18 protein-coding genes are annotated in these 19111 nt (G+C 70.4%); 8 read left to right on the forward strand and 10 right to left on the reverse strand.

What is annotated here, in order from left to right; translation table 11 throughout:
• Positions 1-5 precede the first annotated feature (5 nt).
• From KUG41_RS11440 to psbZ (KUG41_RS11470), 7 genes are all read right to left on the reverse strand, one after another.
• Positions 6-1877: an ABC transporter ATP-binding protein gene (locus KUG41_RS11440; RefSeq protein WP_371734127.1), complete on the reverse strand. Its 1872-nt coding sequence runs from the start codon at positions 1875-1877 to the stop codon at positions 6-8.
• Positions 1874-2017 carry a hypothetical protein gene (locus tag KUG41_RS11445; protein WP_216904206.1) on the reverse strand — a complete coding sequence of 48 codons (144 nt, stop codon included), beginning with the start codon at positions 2015-2017 and terminating at the stop codon, positions 1874-1876. Before KUG41_RS11445 ends, KUG41_RS11440 begins: the two co-directional genes overlap by 4 nt.
• Positions 2018-2171: 154 nt before the next feature.
• A complete protein-coding gene (gene psbZ, locus KUG41_RS11450; RefSeq protein ID WP_216904207.1) occupies positions 2172-2360 on the reverse strand; it encodes a photosystem II reaction center protein PsbZ in 189 nt (62 codons plus the stop codon).
• An 85-nt stretch (positions 2361-2445) separates the two neighbouring features.
• Positions 2446-3060 carry a dTDP-4-dehydrorhamnose 3,5-epimerase gene (gene rfbC, locus KUG41_RS11455; protein WP_216904208.1) on the reverse strand — a complete coding sequence of 205 codons (615 nt, stop codon included), beginning with the start codon at positions 3058-3060 and terminating at the stop codon, positions 2446-2448.
• On the reverse strand, positions 3057-3965 hold the full coding sequence (gene rfbA, locus KUG41_RS11460; protein WP_216904209.1) for a glucose-1-phosphate thymidylyltransferase RfbA: 909 nt from the start codon (positions 3963-3965) through the stop codon (positions 3057-3059). The genes rfbC and rfbA overlap by 4 nt, the downstream gene beginning before the upstream one ends.
• The gene (gene ribH, locus KUG41_RS11465) at positions 3962-4447 is read right to left on the reverse strand and encodes a 6,7-dimethyl-8-ribityllumazine synthase (protein ID WP_216904210.1); all 486 of its coding nucleotides are present in this window, start codon (positions 4445-4447) and stop codon (positions 3962-3964) included. Before ribH ends, rfbA begins: the two co-directional genes overlap by 4 nt.
• A gap of 4 nt (positions 4448-4451) precedes the next feature.
• On the reverse strand, positions 4452-4640 hold the full coding sequence (psbZ, locus tag KUG41_RS11470; RefSeq protein WP_216904211.1) for a photosystem II reaction center protein PsbZ: 189 nt from the start codon (positions 4638-4640) through the stop codon (positions 4452-4454).
• A gap of 102 nt (positions 4641-4742) precedes the next feature.
• On the opposite strand from psbZ (KUG41_RS11470), the gene mutS reads away from it, so the two are divergent.
• Entirely contained in the window at positions 4743-7541 is a 2799-nt protein-coding gene (mutS, locus tag KUG41_RS11475) for a DNA mismatch repair protein MutS (protein WP_216904212.1), read from the forward strand.
• Here the strand turns inward: mutS and KUG41_RS11480 are convergent.
• Positions 7517-8164 (reverse strand): precorrin-8X methylmutase, encoded by a 648-nt coding sequence (locus KUG41_RS11480; protein ID WP_216904214.1) that lies wholly within the window; start codon positions 8162-8164, stop codon positions 7517-7519. The two genes, mutS and KUG41_RS11480, sit on opposite strands and share 25 nt — an antisense overlap.
• A gap of 341 nt (positions 8165-8505) precedes the next feature.
• On the opposite strand from KUG41_RS11480, the gene KUG41_RS11485 reads away from it, so the two are divergent.
• The 7 genes from KUG41_RS11485 to mscL all read left to right on the forward strand — a co-directional run bounded on the left by KUG41_RS11485 (position 8506) and on the right by mscL (position 16607).
• Positions 8506-9195, forward strand: a complete 690-nt coding sequence (locus KUG41_RS11485) for a type II toxin-antitoxin system prevent-host-death family antitoxin (RefSeq protein WP_216904216.1) — start codon at positions 8506-8508, stop codon at positions 9193-9195.
• The gene (gene holA / locus KUG41_RS11490) at positions 9195-10193 is read left to right on the forward strand and encodes a DNA polymerase III subunit delta (protein WP_216904218.1); all 999 of its coding nucleotides are present in this window, start codon (positions 9195-9197) and stop codon (positions 10191-10193) included. The genes KUG41_RS11485 and holA overlap by 1 nt, the downstream gene beginning before the upstream one ends.
• Positions 10194-10221: 28 nt before the next feature.
• On the forward strand, positions 10222-12036 hold the full coding sequence (locus tag KUG41_RS11495; RefSeq protein WP_216904220.1) for an aspartate kinase: 1815 nt from the start codon (positions 10222-10224) through the stop codon (positions 12034-12036).
• A gap of 72 nt (positions 12037-12108) precedes the next feature.
• Positions 12109-13947, forward strand: a complete 1839-nt coding sequence (locus tag KUG41_RS11500; protein WP_216904222.1) for a GAF domain-containing protein — start codon at positions 12109-12111, stop codon at positions 13945-13947.
• An 18-nt stretch (positions 13948-13965) separates the two neighbouring features.
• The gene (locus KUG41_RS11505) at positions 13966-15195 is read left to right on the forward strand and encodes a PQQ-dependent sugar dehydrogenase (protein WP_216904224.1); all 1230 of its coding nucleotides are present in this window, start codon (positions 13966-13968) and stop codon (positions 15193-15195) included.
• Positions 15196-15324: 129 nt separating this feature from the next.
• Positions 15325-16110 carry an EAL domain-containing protein gene (locus KUG41_RS11510; protein WP_216904226.1) on the forward strand — a complete coding sequence of 262 codons (786 nt, stop codon included), beginning with the start codon at positions 15325-15327 and terminating at the stop codon, positions 16108-16110.
• A gap of 104 nt (positions 16111-16214) precedes the next feature.
• Positions 16215-16607, forward strand: coding sequence for a large conductance mechanosensitive channel protein MscL (gene mscL / locus KUG41_RS11515; protein ID WP_216904228.1), 393 nt, complete (start codon positions 16215-16217; stop codon positions 16605-16607).
• A 3-nt stretch (positions 16608-16610) separates the two neighbouring features.
• Here mscL and uvrB read toward each other — a convergent pair whose 3' ends face one another.
• Together uvrB and KUG41_RS11525 are read right to left on the reverse strand one after the other, a co-directional pair.
• A complete protein-coding gene (gene uvrB / locus KUG41_RS11520) occupies positions 16611-18614 on the reverse strand; it encodes an excinuclease ABC subunit UvrB (protein WP_216904230.1) in 2004 nt (667 codons plus the stop codon).
• A gap of 51 nt (positions 18615-18665) precedes the next feature.
• On the reverse strand, positions 18666-19088 hold the full coding sequence (locus KUG41_RS11525) for a phage holin family protein (protein WP_216904232.1): 423 nt from the start codon (positions 19086-19088) through the stop codon (positions 18666-18668).
• Between the last annotated feature and the right edge of the window lie 23 nt (positions 19089-19111).

Here is a 19111-nt window from a genome sequence, read left to right on the forward strand (position 1 = left end):
GCCGATCAGCCCTCCACAGGGTTCGATTCTCCAGCCTGGGAGGCCCCTGCCATTCGTCGGAATCCGGGGCTTGTGACCTGCAGTTCGGCATAGGTGCCGATGCCATGGATCTGGCCTCCCTGAAGCTCGATGATCCTGTGGCAACGCTCCAGCGTGCTCAGGCGATGGGCCACCATCACCAAGGTATGGTCCTGGCCGAGCTGCCAGAGCGAATCGATCACCGCCTGCTCCGTAAGGGTGTCGAGGGCACTGGTGGCCTCATCGAGGATCAGCACATCCGCCTGCTTGTAAAGAGCCCTGGCGATGCCCAGGCGCTGGCGCTGGCCGCCGCTGAGGCGCACGCCCCGCTCTCCTATCGGAGTGTCGAATCCCTGGGGCAGGGCGGTGATGAAGTCTTCTGTCTGGGCCGAGGCCGCCGCCCAGGCCAGGCGGTCGCGGTTGATCGTCTCCGGGGCGACACCAAAAGCGATGTTTGCGGCGATCGAGGCATCGGCCAGAAAGATGGTCTGGGGCACGTGGGCCAGGTGACGCTGCCAGGCAGGTCGCCGATCGATCGAACCAACCCGTTCCTCCAGGGGCAGCCCATCCACCAGAATCTCACCCCGGCTGGGAGACAGCAGCCCCATCAGCAGATCCAGCAGGGTGCTCTTGCCACTGCCCGTGGCCCCCACCAGGCCGATCCACTCCCCGGGACGGATGGTGAGATCGATCCCTTGGAGCACGGCAACGCCGCCCTGGTGGCAGAAATCCACCTGGCTGAACTCCAGACTCTGCTCAAACGGCAGGGCTTCGGGCAGGACAAGGGGGCAGGCTGGTCTCGAAAACTCCTGGGGGAGTCGAGTCTGCTCCAGCAGCTCAAGCCCGCCGGCCAGCGCATCTCGGTAGGCCCCCAGATAGGTGGAGGCCCCATACATCTGCTGCACTGCCGGCAGCAGCCGCTGGAAGCCCAGGGCGATGACCCCCACCGCCGGCAGGGCCGCCACCAACCCGCCGCGGGGCAGGAGCCAAAGCACCGATCCGGCGATCGCCACCACACCTAACGCTTCAAGCGCAAACCGGGGCAGGCCGGCAACGGTGTCGGCTTCGGCCTGCAGCAGCATCATGGGGCGCTGGACCCGGCGGTAGGTGTCCACAAACAGCGGCTGGCTGCGATCCAGGAGCACATCGCGGATGGCGCCGAGGCCCTCCTGCTGGGTCTTGAGCGAGCGCTGGCTGTAGTGGTCCGAAAGTACGCTGATGCGATGCAGACGGCGGCGATTCAGCCCGGCTATGGCCCCATAGGTGGCCAGGAACACGGCCGCCAGTCCCAGGGCCAGGGTTGGCTGGAACGCCAGCAGTCCCGCCACCAGCACCACCGCCACGATCAGGCCCGAGAGGCCCTGCATCAGAGGAGCCAGCACACCCCGGCTGATCGCCCCCAGATACCCGAGACGCGTGATCACCTCGCTGCTGTTGCGCGCCAGATGCACGGCATAGGGCTGCTCCAGGGTGCGGCGATAGCCCTCCACCCCTAGGTCGCTTCCGATCAGTGCGGAAAGGCGGGCATTCACGTAAAGGTTGGCGGCACGGATCGCTGCGCTGCTCACGCCCGCCGCCATCAGCAGCAGGGTGATGGGCAGGATCAGCTGCTGAGGGCCACTGAAGCCCAGGGCCTCGGCCACGCTGCGCACCCAGGGCTGGCGCCAGAGCCCGGACGGATCGGAGAGCACCACCAGGAAGGGCACCAGGCTGGCCACGGTGAGCAACTCGGCGAAGCTGCTCAGCAGCATCAGCGCCACCAGCAGGGCCAGCTGGACCCTGCGCCGGGGCTGCACATGGCCCCAGAGCAGGCGCAGCAGAGTGGGGTAGCGCGTCTGGCTGAGGTCGGGGGGGCTCACAGGGCCAGGGCCTTCATCAGGCTGCCCACTTGAAGGGCCTGCCAGTGATCACTCCAGCCAGGATTGGTGCTGATCCCGACCACCAAGGCTTGGATCACCTGCGTTCTATCGATGCTGCAAGAGACGAAAGGACTGTTCATCCCGCTGCACTTGCCTACTAAGTCGAGATTTTGCTGGCACCGAGAAAGCACCCAACAGCGGTGCCCTTGACCAGATCGTTGTACGAGATGCCTGGCGTGGCCATAGGTATTCCAGCAAGGGTCGGCGGTGCTCCGTTCAAAAACCGCCAAGACCTCACACCACCAGCAGGCTCATCCCCCAGTTGACCAGCACCAGAGCCACCCAGGCGGCGCCGCCGAGCAGGATCAGCCGGTTGGAGCGGCCGCTGTCCTCGCTGCTGGCGTAGAGCACCGGCACCGCCACGATCAGGGCGAAGGAGAGCACCACCAGGGCCAGAACGGTGAGGGTGTTGAGGATCTGCATGGGCGGGGAGGCTCGAGGCCGGATCAGGCAGCGTGGGGGATCCTGCCACGCGGGGCGGGGACTGACCCGGTGCCGCTGGCATCCTTCACACGTTGTGGGGTGACGGATCGTGGGCACTGAACAGATCCCCGGCCGCCTCCAGGGCCTCCAGGCCTAGGGCCCCGGCGTCCTTGGGGGCCAGCAGGGGTTCGTAGGGAGCCGGAAGCTCCTGGAGGGGCCAGTCGATGCCGAGGGCCGGATCATTCCAGGCCAGAGTGCGTTCGCACTCCCGGCTCCAGTACCCGGCGGTCTTGTACTGCACCTCCGCCACCGCGCTGAGGGTCAGAAATCCATGGGCGAAGCCCACCGGAACCCAGAGCTGGCGGCTGTTCTCGGCGCTGAGCCGCTCCCCGACCCACTGGCCCAGGGTGGGGGAGCTCTGGCGCAGGTCCACCACCACGTCGAAGACCTCCCCCAGGGTGCAGCGCACGAGCTTCCCCTGGGGATGGGGCTGCCGCTGGAAATGGAGACCCCGCAGCACCCCCTGAATCGAACGGGAGTGGTTGTCCTGGACGAAGTCGGGGGCGTGGGCCTCCTCACACCCAAGCACCTCGGCGAAACGGCGCCGGTTCCAGCTCTCGCTGAACCAGCCCCGGTCGTCGGCATACACCGCCGGCGTGAGCAGCAGGGGACCCTCGATGGCCAGGAACTGCACGTTCATCGTTGGGGCTCCAGGGCCAGGTGGTCGCTGGCGGCTTCCTGCAGCAGCCGCAGCAGGTAGTCGCCGTACCCGGACTTCTTCAGGGGCAGGGCCAGCCGCTCCAGCTGGTCGTCCTCGATCCAGCCCAGCCGCCAGGCCACCTCCTCCGGGCAGCCCACCTTCAGGCCCTGGCGCTTCTCCAGGGTGAGGATGTAGCTGGCGGCCTCGTGCAGGGAATCGGGGGTGCCGGTGTCCAGCCAGGCCATGCCGCGGCCCATCAGTTCCACCCGCAGCAGGCCGTCATCGAGATAGAGCTGGTTGAGATCGGTGATCTCGAGTTCCCCCCGGGGGGAGGGCCGCACCTGGCGGGCCCGCTCCACCACGGTGTGGTCGTAGAAGTACAGCCCCGTGACGGCATAGCGGCTGCGTGGCGCCGCCGGCTTCTCCTCGATGCTCAGCACCCGGCCGTCCTCGCTGAACTCCACGACCCCGTAACGCTCGGGATCGCGCACCGGGTAGGCGAACACCGTGGCACCGGGCCGTTCGCCGTTGGCCCCCTGCAGCTGGGGGATCAGGTCGTGGCCATGGAACAGGTTGTCGCCCAGCACCAGGGCCGCCGGGGCCCCATCGAGGAAATCGGCCCCGATCAGGAACGCCTGGGCCAGCCCGTCGGGGCTGGGCTGCACCGCGTAGCGGATCGTCATGCCCCAGCCGGAACCGTCGCCCAGCAGCCGCTCGAAGCAGGGCCGGTCGGTGGGGGTGGTGATGATCAGCACCTCGCGGATCCCCGCCAGCATCAGGGTGCTGAGCGGGTAGTAGATCATCGGCTTGTCGTACACCGGCACCAGCTGCTTGCTGACAGCGGTGGTGAGGGGCGCCAGCCGGGTGCCGCTGCCACCCGCGAGGATGATGCCGCGTCGGTTCATGACTGCGGCGGCAACGAGCCCATCAGGCTGCCCATCTCCAGGGCCTGTAGGCCGTAGCTCCAGCCCAGGTTGCTCTTGATGCCGGCCCGCTCCAGAGCCTGCTGCAGGGTGTCAGTGGTGAGCACCCCGAAGATCACCGGAACGCCCGTCTCGCGAGCGACGGCGGCCACCCCCTTGCTCACCTCGGCGACCACCACGTCGAAGTGGGGTGTGTCGCCGCGGATCACCGCCCCCAGGGTGATCACCACCTGGTAGCGGCCGCTGGCCGCCAGCCGCTGGGCCACCAGGGGGATCTCGAAGCTGCCCGGCACCCAGGCCACGTCGAGCTGGGCGCTCTCAGGGGTGACGTCAATGCCGTGGCGGGAGAGGGAATCCAGGCAGCCGCTGAGCAGCTTGCCGGTCACCAGATCGTTGAACCGGGCCACCACCAACGCGATGCGCAGACCCGCGACATCGGTGAAGCGACCTTCGAAAACCGTCAAGGGGTCAGACCACGAACAAGCTCATACCCCAGTTGAGCAGCACCAGGGCCACCCAGACCAGCCCCCCGAGCAGGATCAGTCGGTTGGAGCGGCCGCTGTCCTCGCTGCTGGCGTACAGCACAGGCACCGCCACGATCAGCGCGAAGGACATCACCACCAGGGCCAGCACCGTCAGGGTGTTGAGGATCTGCATGGGAGGAAGTGCAGGCTCAGACTGGGCTGGACCCATCTTCCCATGGGGGATTGAGGCCAAGGCGAGGCCCCTTACGATCAGCAGGCCCCGGTGGACGGTCCGATGGCCAGGGAAGTCCAGCAGCAGCTGACGCTCGCGGACGACCCGGGCCTGCAGGGGGACCTGTTCGGGGACGAGGTCTCCGGGGTCGCCGTCGAACCGGCGGCGCCGGAAGGCCCTGAAGGCAGCGCCCTGGACGAGCAGGCGCTGCTGGCCGACGCCAGCGCCCGGCCCCGGCGGCGCCGGCCCAGTGGCAAGAACGGGCTGGAGGGCGACCCGGCCTCCAGGCCGCCGGCCGAATCGGTGGCGGAGGCGCCCATTGGTCCCGGGGAGAGCAGCGAGGACGACCTGCCCCGCTGGCACCACCATTCCCTGGTGGATCCGGCTGCCCTCACCCCGGTGCTGCGCCACTACGTGGAGCTCAAGGCGGCCCATCCCGACCGGGTGCTGCTGTATCGCCTGGGCGACTTCTTCGAGTTCTTCTTTGAGGACGCGATCCTGCTCTCGCGCCTGCTGGAGCTCACCCTCACCGGCAAGGACGCCGGCAAGGCCCTGGGACGGGTGCCGATGGCCGGCATCCCCCACCACGCCGCCGAGCGCTACTGCGCCGACCTGGTGCGCCGCGGCCTGAGCGTGGCCCTCTGCGACCAGCTGGAGGCCACCCCCGCCAAGGGGGCCCTGCTGCGCCGGGGCATCACCCGGGTGCTGACGCCCGGCACCGTGCTGGAGGAGGGCATGCTGGCCGCCCGCCGCAACAACTGGCTCTGCGCCGTGGTGCTCGAAGGGGACGGCAGCCACGCGGGCCGCTGGGGGCTGGCCGTCGCCGATGTGAGCACCGGCGAGTTCCGGCTGACCGAACGCGGCGGCAGCGGCGCCCTGCACCAGGAGCTGCTGCAGCTGGAGCCCGCCGAGGTGGTGTGGCCGGGCCACGCGGAGCCGCCCCCCTGGTGCCCCGAGGGCCTGCGGCTCACCCCCCTGGCCCGCACCCCCTTCGAGGCACCGGAGGCAGGCGCCCTGCTGCGCCGCCGCTTCCGCCTGGCCAGCCTCGACGGCCTGGGGCTGGGGGAGGCCCCTCTGGCGCTGCGGGCCGCCGGGGGCCTGCTGGCCTACCTGGACACCACCCAGGCCGAACCTGCGGCGATCCCGCTGGAGATGCCGAAGCTCTGGCACGCGGGCGACCAGCTGGTGCTCGACGCCCAGACCCGCCGCAACCTGGAACTCACCCGCACCCAGCTGGGCGGCTCCCTGCAGGGCTCCCTGCTGTGGGCCCTCGACCGCACCGCCACCGCCATGGGCGGCCGCTGCCTGCGGCGCTGGATCGAGGCGCCCCTGGTGGAGCGCGCGGCGATCCTGGAGCGGCAGGAGGCCGTGAGCGAGCTGGTGGCCCGGCGGCCCCTGCGGCTGGGCCTGCGCCGGCTGCTGCGACCCATGGGCGACCTGGAGCGGCTGGCGGGCCGGGCCGGCGCCGGCAGCGCCTCGGCCCGCGACCTGGTGGCCCTGGCCGACGGCCTTGAGCGGCTGCCCCGGCTGGCGGCTCTGGTGGCCCCCTGCCACAGCGCTCCACTGGTGGCCCTCAAGGGTCCCTGGCCCGAGCTGGCCGCCCTGGCGGAAACGGTGCGCCACCAGCTGGTGGAGACGCCGCCCCTGTCCCTGAGCGAGGGGGGGCTGCTGCACGACGGGGTCGACCCGGTGCTGGACGGGCTGCGCAACCAGCTCGACGACCAGGAGCAGTGGCTGGCCCGCCAGGAGGCGATCGAGCGGCGGGCCAGCGGCAACCCCAACCTGCGCCTGCAGTACCACCGCACCTTCGGCTATTTCCTGGCCGTGAGCCGGGCCCGGGCCGCCGCCGTGCCGGACCACTGGATCCGGCGCCAGACCCTGGCCAACGAGGAACGCTTCGTCACCCCCGAACTCAAGGGCCGCGAAGGGCGCATCCTGCAGCTGCGGGCCCGGGCCTGCCAGCGGGAATACGACCTGTTCTGCAGCCTGCGACACACGGTGGGGGAAGCGGCCGGGGCGATCCGGGCCGCCGCCCGACGGGTGGCGGAACTGGATGCCCTGGCCTCCCTGGCGGAGGTGGCGGCCACCGGCGGCTACTGCCGGCCCGAGCTGGGCGAAGGGCGGGAGCTGGTGATCGAGGCCGGGCGCCATCCGGTGGTGGAGCAACTGCTGGTGGAGGCGAGCTTCACCGCCAACGATCTGCACCTGGCGGCTCCCGGCCCGGACGGGGAACCGGCACCGGACCTGCTCGTGCTCACCGGGCCCAATGCCAGCGGCAAGAGCTGCTATCTGCGCCAGAGCGGCCTGCTGCAGCTGATGGCCCAGATCGGCAGCTGGATTCCGGCCCGTTCGGCCCGCCTGGGCATCGCCGACCGCATCTTCACGCGGGTGGGGGCAGTGGACGACCTGGCCAGCGGCCAGTCCACCTTCATGGTGGAGATGGCCGAAACCGCGAACATCCTCCACCACGCAACCCCCCGCTCCCTGGTGCTGCTCGACGAGATCGGCCGCGGCACGGCCACCTTCGACGGCCTCTCAATCGCCTGGGCCGTGGCGGAGCACCTGGCCGACGGCATCGGCGCCCGCACCATCTTCGCCACCCATTACCACGAGCTCAACGAACTGGCCGAGCTGCTGCCCAACGTGGGCAACGCCCAGGTGCTGGTGGAGGAGACCGGCGACGACCTGGTGTTCCTGCACCGGGTCTGCCGGGGCGGCGCCAGCCGCAGCTATGGCATCGAGGCGGCCCGGCTGGCGGGGGTGCCGGCCTCGGTGGTGCTGCGGGCCCGCCAGGTGCTGGGCCGCATCGAGGCCAACAGCCATGTGGCGGTGGGCCTTCAGGGAGGGGCGAGGGCGGCCTGATCCAGCCAGGCCCGGCGCAGCAGGGCGTTGGCCGCCGCAGCCACCAGGCCGGCGCCCCCCTTGCTCCCCTCCAGCCGGATCTGCATCAGGGGGCTGGCAGCCAGATGGCGCTTGCTCTCGGCCACCCCCACAAAGCCCACGGGCATGCCGATCACCAGCGCCGGTGGGGTGATGGCTCCGGCCGCGCTCAGCTGCAGCAGCCGCTCCAGGGCGGTGGGGGCGCTGCCCACCAGCACCACCGCCCCCGGGTGTTCCGCCAGGGCCCGGGCCATGCCCGCCGCCGCCCGGGTGCCGCCGGGGGGGGCGACGGACGGGGCCAGGCTGAGCACCGAATGGACCGGATTGGCGAAGGTGCGCCCGGCCATCGGGGCCACGGCGGCCGCCGCCATGGCCGTGTCGGTGAGGATCGGCGCCCCGGCCGCCAGGGCCGCCATACCCGCGGCGCAGGCGCCGGGGCCCAGGCGCAGATCGGCGGCGATGGCCAGGTCGCCGCTGCTGTGCACCAGCCGCTCCAGCAGCTCCTGCTCCACCCCCACCAGACCTGTGGGCCCCAGCCAGCCGCGGATGCGCCCCACGCTTTCGCGGAAAATCGGGTGGTCAAGGGAGGAATCGAAGCCGTCCATCGCCCGCGGCGCGTCCAGAGCTGGCCCTTCCCCGGCCCGGCCTGCGGGCCCGCCGAGGAGCGCGTGGAGGCTAGACGATGGTCCGACGGCCCCTGCTGGGCTGGACGGATGGACTGGTCGGATGGACTGGACTGAGTGGGCAAGGGGCGGTGGTCAAGGGGGCGGTGGGCGCAGGCGGGTGGCGTAAGGGTGGCTGGCGGCAGATAACTGGTGGCCGGTGGCTGGTGGCAGGCGGCAGGTGGCAGGTGGCAGGTGGCAGGACGATCGCCGGCGGCAGCCCTCTGGCAGCCAGAAACCGGATCTGTACATTGTGTACAGACTCCTGTTCAGCGCCGCTAGCCATGGAAACCCTCGGCGTCCTCGAAGCGCGGCGGCGCTTCCCCGAACTGCTCGACCGGGCCCGCGGGGGCGAGGAGACCCTGATCTCCCGCCACGGCCACCCGGTGGCCGCCCTGGTTCCCCTCTCCCGGCGCCACCGCCCCCAGCGGCAGGCCCTGCTCTCCCTCAAGGGCTCAGGGCGGGCCTGCTGGCCAGAGGTGCCCGTGCAGCGGGCCGGCAGGGCCGGGCTGGTGCAGTCCCTCGGGAGCGGCGCCACCCTGACCCTCGGTGCAGCCGTGGCGATCGACGCCACGGTGCTGATCGCTTACTTGCGCGGCGAAGCCTCCCGCCGCCACGAGGAACCCCTGATTGAGGCGATTGCAGCCGGCCAGTGGCGGGGTGTGCTGAGCATGCACACCCTGATGACGCTCGTTCAGGGGCCGCTCCGGCAGGGGGACGGGGCCCTGGCGGCCCGCTATGAGGCCGTGTTCAGCGATCCGGCGGCCTGGACCCTGGTGAGCCTCACTCCCCAGGTGGCCCTGGCGGCGGCCCGGCTGCACGGACCTGACCCGGCGTCGGCCCTGGAGTCCGCTACGGCCCTGGAGCTGGCCGCAGCCCTGCAGGGGGGCGCCACGGCGATGATCAGCCGGGACCCGCGCCTGCTGGCCGCCCTGCCCCTGCCGGCGCACCCGCTGCACCCACCCCTGTCCTGATGCCCATCCACCTCTACTGGGGCGACGACGAAGCGGCCCGCAACCGGGCCCTGGCCACCCGGATCGAGGCCCTGGTGGATCCGGCCTGGGCCTCGATCAACCTCAGCCGCCTGGATGGCAGCGACCCGGCCCAGGCGGTCCGGGCCCTGGAGGAGGCCCGCACGGCTCCCTTCGGCGCCGGCGCCCGCGTGGTGGTGCTGCAGCGCAGCCCCTTCTGCCAGGCCTGCCCCGCCGAGCTGGCCGCCCAGCTGGAGGCCTCCCTCGAGCTGATCCCCGCCGACGGCCACCTGTTCCTGATCAGCGACGGCAAACCCGATGCCCGCCTGCGCAGCACCAAGCGGCTGCGGGCCATTGCGGAGGAACACAGCTTTCCCCTGCCCGCCATCTGGGACGGGGCGGGCCAGATCGAGCGCGTGGAGGCCGCCGCCCGGGAGCGGGGGCTGACCCTGGCGCCGGCGGCGGCCGAGGCCCTGGCGGAAGCGATCGGCAGCGACGGGATGCGGCTGGCCAGCGAGCTGGAGAAGCTGGCCCTCCATGCCGGCCCCGGCGGCGGAGCGATCACCGCCGAGGCGGTGGCCGCCCTGATCGGCGGCCAGGTCACCAGCAGCCTGGCGGTGGGCGAGGCCCTGCTGGCCCAGCGTCCGGCCGAGGCCATCGCCCTGGTGGACGCCCTGCTGGCCGCCAACGAGCCGGCCCTGCGGATCGTGGCGGCCCTGGCCAGCCAGATCCGGGGCTGGCTGTGGGTGAGCCTGCTGGAGCGCAGCGGCGAACAGGACGTGGCCGTGATCGCCAAGGCGGCGGGGATCGGCAATCCCAAGCGGATCTATGTGATGCGCAAGCAGATCCGCGGCCGCTCCCCGGACCAGCTCCTGGCCCTGCTGCGGCGCCTGCTGGACGTGGAGGCCGCCCTCAAGCGCGGGGCAGCGCCCGGCGAGGCCTTCCGGGACGGCTTCCTGCTGGCCGCCCTGGCCCGGGGCGGCACCGCCACCCGTCGATAATCGGGCCCGACGCGCCGGCGACGAGGGAATGGCCCTGCTGATTCAGAAGTTCGGGGGAACCTCGGTGGCCGACACCGAGAGGATCCGGGCGGTGGCCCGCCGCATCGCCGCCAGTCGGGAGGAGGGCCACGAACTGGTGGTGGTGGTGTCGGCCATGGGGCACACCACCGACCAGCTCACGGCCATGGCCGCCAGCCTCTGCAGCGATCCCCCCCGCCGGGAGATGGACATGCTGCTGGCCACCGGCGAGCAGGTGTCGATCGCCCTGCTGTCGATGGCCCTCCATACCGAAGGGGTTCCCGCCGTGTCGATGACCGGCACCCAGGCGGGCATCATCACCGAATCGGCCTACGGCCGGGCCCGGATCCTGGAGGTGCGGACCGAGCGGTTGCGCCGTCTTCTCGAGGACGGCTACGTCGTCGTCGTCGCCGGTTTCCAGGGCACCAGCAGTGGCCAGGCCGGCACCCCGGAGATCACCACCCTGGGGCGGGGCGGCTCCGACACCTCCGCCGTGGCCCTGGCGGCCGCCCTCGGCGCCGACGGCTGCGAGATCTACACCGACGTGCCCGGGGTCCTGACCACCGATCCCCGCAAGGTGAGCGACGCCCAGCTGATGGCGAGCGTCAGCTGCGACGAGATGCTGGAACTGGCCAGCCTCGGCGCCGCGGTGCTCCACCCCCGGGCCGTGGAGATCGCCCGCAACTACGGCGTGCCGCTCACGGTGCGCTCCAGCTGGAGCCAGGCCCCCGGCACCCTGCTCACCAGTGGTCCGGCCCGCCCGATCGGCAACGAAGGTCTGGAACTGGGCCGACCCGTGGATGGGGCGGAACTGGAGCAGGACCAGGCGGTCCTGGCCCTCTCCCACGTGCCCGACCGGCCGGGGGTGGCCGCCATCCTGTTCGAGGCCCTCGGCGCCGCCGGACTGAACGTGGATCTGATCGTGCAGGCCATCCACGAGGGAGCCAGCAACGACATCGCCTTCACCCTGGCGGCCACGGAGATGGACATCGCTCGGCGGGTGTGCCGCGAGGTGCTCGCCGCCATGGGGGCGGAGGCGGCCCAGCTCACTGCGGAGGCGGGCATGGCCAAGCTGAGCATCGCCGGGGCCGGCATCCTGGGCCGCCCCGGCGTGGCCGCCCGCCTGTTTGACACCATGGCGCGCCTGGGCATCAACCTGCGCCTGATCGCCACCAGCGAGGTGAAGGTGAGCTGCGTGGTGGACGGCTCCCAGGGAGCCAAGGCCCTGCGGGCCGCCGGGGAGGCCTTCGAGCTCTCCGATGAGCAGCTGCGCCACGATCCACAGCCCTGCCACGCGGGCGATCCAGCGGTGCGGGGCGTCGCCCTCGACCTGGACCAGGTGCAGGTGTCGGTGCGGCGGGTGCCTGACCGGCCCGGCGCCGCCGCGGCCATCTGCCGGGCCCTGGCGGACGCCGGCATCAGCCTCGACGCCATCGTCCAGTCGGAGCGCACCCACGGCGGTCCCGACGACCGCCGCCGTGACATGAGCTTCACCCTGCGGCGCGACGACCGTCCGGGGGCGGAGCGGGCCCTGGCGCCCGTGCTGCGGCACTGGGAGGGCGCCTGTTTCGAGGAGGGCGCGGCCATCGCCAGGGTGAGCGCCGTGGGCGCCGGCATGGCCTGCACCGCCGGCACGGCAGCCCGCATGTTCCGCTCCCTGGCCGATGCGGGCATCAACATCGCCCTGATCGCCACCAGCGAGATCCGCACCAGCTGTGTGGTGGCTGAGGCTGACGGGATTCCCGCCCTGCAGGCGGTGCACCGGGCCTTCGGCCTGGGTGGCACGGCGCGCCACGCGGCCCAGGGCACGGAAGCCCCGGTCTGAGCGGCCCCTCTCGCCAGGGCAGGACGGGAGCGATCCCGCTCCCTAGGCTGGGCTGAGCGCCGGGGTCGCGGCATGTTGGTTCGGTTCTGGGGCACCCGGGGGTCGATCGCCAAACCCGGCCGGGACACCTTCCGCTTCGGCGGCAACACCTCCTGTGTGGAGGTCCGCTCCGACGGCGGCACCCTGCTGGTCATCGACTGCGGCACCGGAGCCCATGGTCTGGGCCAGGCCCTGATGCGGGAGCGCCCTGAGGGCATGGAAGGGTCCCTGCTGATCAGCCACACCCACTGGGACCACATCCAGGGCTTTCCCTTCTTCGCCCCCTTCTTCGCCCCCGGCCACTCCTGGGACGTCTTCGGACCCAGCGGCCTCTCGGGGAGCATCCGCGGCGTGCTCTCCGGCCAGATGCAGCACACCTACTTCCCGGTCACCCTCGACCAGTTTGCGGCCACAGTCCAATACCACGACCTGCTCGAAGGCACCTTCCGCATCAGGGAGGTGACGATCACGACCCACTACCTCAACCATCCCGCCCTGACCCTGGCCTACCGGCTCCAGGCCGACGGAGCCACGGTCGTCTACTGCTGCGACCACGAACCCCATGCAGCCGAGCTGGCCAGCGGCATCGGGCCCGTGGCCGGCCAGGACCGGCGCTATGCGGAGTTCATCGAAGGCGCCGATCTGGTCATCCACGACGCCCAGTACACCGCCACAGACTTTCCGGCCAAGCTCGGCTGGGGCCACAGTTCGGTCGAATACGCCGTGCGCATCTGCGAGGAAGCGGGGGTGGCCCGGCTGGTGCTCACCCACCATGACCCGCTGCGCAACGACGCGGCCATCGACCTCATCCTGGCGGGCGTGCGCGCCGACCTGCGGGACCGGGGCTCCCCCCTCGAGGTGATGGCCGCCTCGGAGGGGCTGACCGTGAGGGTCTGCGGTGCACAGGCCGCCGAAGGCCGCAGCACCGACACGGAGGCCGGCTCCGCCCGTGCGGCCCTCACGAACGATCACGCCGCCCTTCCGGTGCTGGTGCGGGTGGCGGATCATGATCTGGAGGCCGCTCTCACCACGGCTCTGCGCCTGGAGGGCCTGCCCTGCGCGGTGGCCGACAGCGAAGCCGCGCTCACGGACCTGCTCGCGCGCGGGGGCGCCTCCCTGCTGCTGCTGGAGCAGGCTCCCCCCGGGTGCGACGGGACCCAGCTCGCCCGTCGCCTGCGGGAGGGCGCCGGTGCGGCCGCGGCCGGCATTCCCATCCTGATGCTGGCGCGGCAGGAGAGGCTGGCCCGGAGAGAGGATCCCCTGGTGGGGGAGTGGCTGGTGCTGCCCGCCTCGGAGAGCTACCTGCGCGCCAGGATCCGGGCCTGGGCCCTGCGCAGCGCCTGCCGCTGGGAGCGGGCCCGGCCGCCGGAGGATGAGGAACGACGGTTGCAGCGGCTGCGGCGACTGGGCCTGCTGGATACGGAACGGGAGGAACGCTTCGACCGTCTGACCCGCATCGCCGCTGCCGCCTTCGACGTGCCGATCGTGCTGATCAGCCTGATCGACGCGGAACGGCAGTGGTTCAAATCGTGTCAGGGCCTGGCCCGCCGCGAGACCTCCCGTGATCTGGCCTTCTGCTCCCATGCCGTGCGCCGCAAGGCCGACCTGGTGGTGGCGGACACCTGGCTCGACGACCGCTTCGCCGACAACCCCCTGGTGCTCGGCGAACCCCGGATCCGGTTCTACGCCGGCGCACCGCTGATCCTCGACGACGGCACCTGCCTGGGCACCCTCTGCCTGATCGACACCCGTCCGCGCCAGCTCAGTGCCGAAGAGCTCACCCTGCTGCACGATCTGCGCGATCTGGTGCTGCTGGAGATCAGCCGCCGGCCCGCTGAGCCGGAGCGGCAGGCCCTGGCCATAAAGGGCTGAAACCGGAGTGTGTCGTCCATGCCCCTGTACCTACGCACGATCCTGAGCTGCCTGGCCCTGACCGCCCTGGTCCCTCTCCTTGGCGGCTGCCGGGACGCCGCAGGGCCCTCCCCGGGCAGCACGCTGCCGGTCCAGGTGGCCCCTTCCACCCCGGCGGTGAGGGTGCGTGCCGTGCCGGTGGTGCAGGGGCTGGAGCACCCCTGGTCAGTGGCCTGGTTGCCGGGGGGCGACCTGCTGATCACGGAACGGCCGGGAAGGCTTCGCCTGGTGCGCAGCGGTGTGCTGGAGGCGCAGCCGATCCCGGGGGTGCCGGAGGTGTTCGCCGTGGGCCAGGGAGGGCTGCTGGATGTGGCTCCCCATCCCGATTTCGCCAGCAACAGGCTCCTCTACCTCACCTACTCCGCCGGCAGCGGTACCGCCAATCACACACGGCTGGCCCGGGCCCGCTTCGAGGGACGGACCCTGTCGGACCTGAAGGTGCTCTACGCGGTTCCCCAGCTGAAGGGGGGCGCCCAGCACTTCGGCTCCCGGCTGCTGTGGCTGCCTGACACCACCCTGCTGATGGCCATCGGCGATGGCGGCAACCCCCCGATCCGGCTGGGGGGCGAACTGATCCGCAACCAGGCCCAGAATCCGGCCAGCGCCTTCGGCAAGATCCTGCGCTTCAACGCCGACGGCACCCCCGCCGCGGACGGCCCCTTCGCCGCCACCCCCGGTGCCCTGCCCGGACTGTGGAGCCTCGGCCACCGCAACATCCAGGGCCTGGCGCTGGACCCGCTCCATCTCCGGGTGTGGGCAAGCGAACACGGCGCCCGGGGCGGCGACGAGCTCAACCGCATCGAAGAGGGGGAGAACTACGGCTGGCCGAAGGTGACCCACAGCCGCGAATACTTCGGTCCCGCCATTGCCGAAGCCACCAGCGCGCCGGGTCTGCGGGATCCGGAGGTGGTCTGGACCCCAGCCATCGCTCCCTCCGGACTGACGCTGTACACCGGCGATCGCTACCCCGGCTGGCGGGGCGACCTCTTCGCCGGAGGGCTGGTGTCGCGGCAGGTGCACCGCCTCGTGCTGGATCAGCAGGGAGCCGTGCGGGACCAGCAGACGATCCCCATCGGTGCCCGGGTGCGGGACGTGCGCCAGGGTCCGGATGGTTTTCTCTATGTGCTCACCGATGGGGCTGGCGATGGTGCACTCCTGCGCCTTGAGCCCCTGCCGGAGGGAACCGCCCCCTCTAACGCCTCCCCGTGAGGAGGATCTGCTGCAGTGAGGCCCTGGCTGGGGTGGCACCTGATGGCTATTCGCTATCGGCGTGACAGCGCTCATTAACCTGACCCAGCGACGTCAGCCCGTGATCCTGATCGTGCAGCGGCGGTTTCGATGATCCAACCCGAGGAGATCGCGGAGGGCCTGGCTCGAGGGGAGTTCTTTCTGGAATACCTGCCGATCCTTTCCCTCGATGACCTGCGCTGCATCGGTGCGGAGGCGCTGATTCGCTGGCGGCGACCGTCCGGCCTGGTCAACCCCGCCGATTTCATTCCGTTGATCGAGAACACGCCCGCCTCCGGGGTGCTCACCTACTGGGTGATCGAGACAGCGGCAGAGGAACTGAGGGCCTGGCTGCTGGCTCACCGTGAGTGTCATCTCGCCATCAATGTGCCTCCGGAGATCCCCGGGCGGGGCGGGCTCTACTACGCGGCGGTGAAGGCCGGGCTCCTGGACCTGGCGAGCCAGATCATCCTGGAGCTCACCGAGCGGGGGCTGCCGGATGGCCTGGCTCTGCAGGGACTCGCCGGAGCCATGCAGCTGGGCACCAGGGTCGCCCTCGACGACGTGACCCTCAGGGGGGGCGCCAATCTGGCCGTGCTCAGCCGCTGCCCGTTCGACACCATCAAGCTGGACCGGAGCCTGATCGCCCAGATCACACCGGATGAGCCGCGGCCGGAGTGGCTCGAAGGGATTGCCGCTCTGATCTGGTCGTCCCAGCTCACGGTGATCGCCGAAGGTGTCGAGACGGCGCACCAGCTGCAGGTTCTGTTCGATGCCGGCGTCCAGGCGGGCCAGGGGTTCCATTTCTCCCGCCCCGTGGCCGCCGCCGGACTGATCGCCTTTCACCGCCAGGCCAACGGGCTGAACAACGCCGAAGAGCCCCTGGCCAGCGGCTGAGCGGCTGGCCGGAGAAACGGTCGGCTTCGATCAAGAACGGCCATCCGGGGCTGCCATGGCCCGCGGGCATTATTAGCAATGGAATCCTTTCCCCAACGAAACCGATGGCCCGAAGCGGTAAAGCGTCCTTTCTGAGCGACTTCAAGGCGTTCATCAACAAGGGCAACGTGGTCGATCTGGCGGTGGCCGTGATCATCGGCGGCGCCTTCGGGAAAGTGGTTGATGCGGTCGTCAGCCTGGTGATGACGACGGCGCTGGAGCCGGCCCTGAAGGCGGCGAACGTGGATTCGATCAACGCCTGGCCCGCCGGTGCCGTGATCGTGGCCCTGATCAACTTCCTGGTGATCGCCTTCGTGGTGTTCCTGATCGTGCGGGCGATCGAATCGATGAAGCGCCAGGAGGAAGCCAAGGCCGCCGATGCGGGCCCCGATCCCCAGGCCGAACTGGCGGCCGCGGCCAACCGGCTGGCCGAGGCCCTCGACAAGCGCGGGCTGTAGAACTCAGGGCCTGCCCACCAGCTTCTGGCGCAGGGTCTTGATGCGATCGCGCAGGTTGGCGGCCTCCTCGAACTCCAGGCTCTTCGCCGCCGCCTTCATCTTCTCCTCCAGCTGGGTGATCAGCTCGGGCAGGGCATCGAGGGACACCTCGTTGTGCTCGGCCTGGTCGACCGCCACCTCCAGCTGGTCGTCAGTGAGCCGGCGCGAGAGCTCGAGGAAGGTGAGGATCGAGTTGCCCGCCCGCTTGCCGGCTGGGGTGGGGGTGATGCCGTGGCGTTCGTTGTAGGCATGCTGGATCACCCGACGACGTTCGGTCTCGGAGATCGCCCTGGCCATGGAGTCGGTGAGGTTGTCGGCATAGAGGAGCGCCACCCCGTCGATGTGGCGTGCCGCCCGGCCGATGGTCTGGATGAGGGAGCGTTCCGCCCGCAGGAAGCCCTCCTTATCGGCATCGAGAATCGCCACAAGCGACACCTCGGGCAGGTCGAGGCCCTCCCGCAGCAGGTTGACCCCAACAAGCACGTCGTAGACGCCGTTGCGCAGATCCTGGAGAATCTCGATCCGTTCGATCGAATGGATCTCTGAGTGCAGGTAGCGCACCCGCACCCCGTTCTCGGCCAGATAGTCACTGAGGTCCTCCGCCATGCGCTTGGTGAGGGTGGTGACCAGCACCCGCTCCTGGCGATCGGCCCGCACACGGATTTCGCCGAGCAGATCGTCGACCTGACCCTCGGAGGGGCGCACCTCCACGATCGGATCGAGCACGCCGGTGGGGCGGATCACCTGCTCCACCACCTGGCCCTGGCTCTGGGCCAGCTCCCAGGCGCCCGGGGTCGCCGAGACGAAGATGGTCTGACGCGCCTTGGTCCAGAACTCGTCTCCCTTGAGAGGCCGGTTATCGGCGGCGCTGGGCAGACGGAAGCCGTGCTCGATCAGCACCTGCTTGCGGCTCTGATCGCCGTTGTACATGGCCTGCAGCTGGGAGCAGGTGACGTGGCTCTCATCCACCACCAGCAGCCAGTCGTCAGGGAAGTAGTCAATCAGGCATTCAGGCGGGGTGCCGGCCTCCCGGCCCGCCAGGTGGCGGGCGTAGTTCTCGACCCCGTTGCAGTAGCCCACCTGCTCCAGCATCTCCAGGTCGTAGGTGGTGCGCTGCTCCAGGCGCTGGGCCTCCAGCAGGCGACCCTGGCCGTTGAGCACGTCGAGCCGTTCCCGCATTTCGGCCCGGATCGCCTGAATCGCCCCCTGCAGCCGCTCCTTGGGGGTCACGAAGTGCTTGGCCGGGTAGATGTTGATGGTCTCCATGCTCTGGAGAATCTCACCGGTGGTGGGGTCGACATAGCGGATCGCCTCCACCTCGTCGCCGAACAGCTCGATCCGCACCAGCCGGTCCTCATAGGCCGGACCGATCTCCAGGACATCGCCCCGCACCCGGAACCGGCCCCGGCTGATCTCGATGTCGTTGCGGGAGTACTGGTTGTTGACCAGGTCCCGCAGGGAGCCGCGCAGGTCGAGCTTCTCTCCCACCTCGAACTTGACGGCGGCCTTGAGGTATTCCGAAGGGATGCCCAGGCCGTAGATGCAGCTGATCGAGGCCACCACGATCACGTCCCGGCGCTCGAACAGCGAACGGGTGGCCGAGTGCCGCAGCATGTCGATCTCCTCGTTGATCGAGGCGGTCTTGGCGATGTAGGTGTCCGAGACCGGCACATAGGCCTCGGGCTGGTAGTAGTCGTAATAAGAGATGAAATATTCGACGGCGTTGTGGGGAAAGAACTCCCGCAGCTCGTTGCAGAGCTGGGCCGCCAGGGTCTTGTTGTGGGCCAGCACCAGGGTGGGGCGGCCCGTCTGGGCGATGACGTTGGCGATCGAGAAGGTCTTGCCCGTGCCGGTGGCGCCAAGGAGGGTCTGGAAGCGCTCCCCGCCCTTGACGCCTTTCACCATCGCTTCGATGGCGGTGGGCTGGTCACCCTTGGGTTCGTAGGGGGCGTGAAGCTGGAAAGGCATCCGACCATTCTGGCGCCGAAGCCGGGGCAGCGTCCTGGCGGAGCGAGCCGCTCAGCCCAGGCCTGCCGCCGCCCCCATGGCGCGGGTGAGCGGGATTTCAAGGCCGATGAAGCGCAGCACGACACTGCTCAAGATGCTGTAGGCGAGACCCCCGAGGATGGCGCTGACCAGCCCGTTCTGCAGGCGGAAGCCATCAATGAGCCAGGCGGCAAGGCCGAACAGGACGATGGTGATCAGCCAGTTGAACAGGAACGACACCGGGCTGATCAGCCCGCCCAGGGAGCTCACGAACCAGACGGGGCCGAGCAGGAGCTTGAGTGGAACGATCAGCAGGGTGCCCAGCAGACCGATGACGATGGCCGACAGCAGGGCGACGGGGAAACTCGCCATCTGCATCCCCACGGGCAGCTTGGCCACCAGCAGCAGGATCAGGGCCCGGACGGGCCATTGCAACAGCCAGGCGAACGAGCCCATGGGGAAGGATGCGGCAGCAGCAC

It is taken from the genome of Synechococcus sp. CCY 9618 (genome assembly GCF_019038415.1).
In the GTDB taxonomy this organism is placed as follows: Bacteria; Cyanobacteriota; Cyanobacteriia; order PCC-6307; family Cyanobiaceae; genus Cyanobium.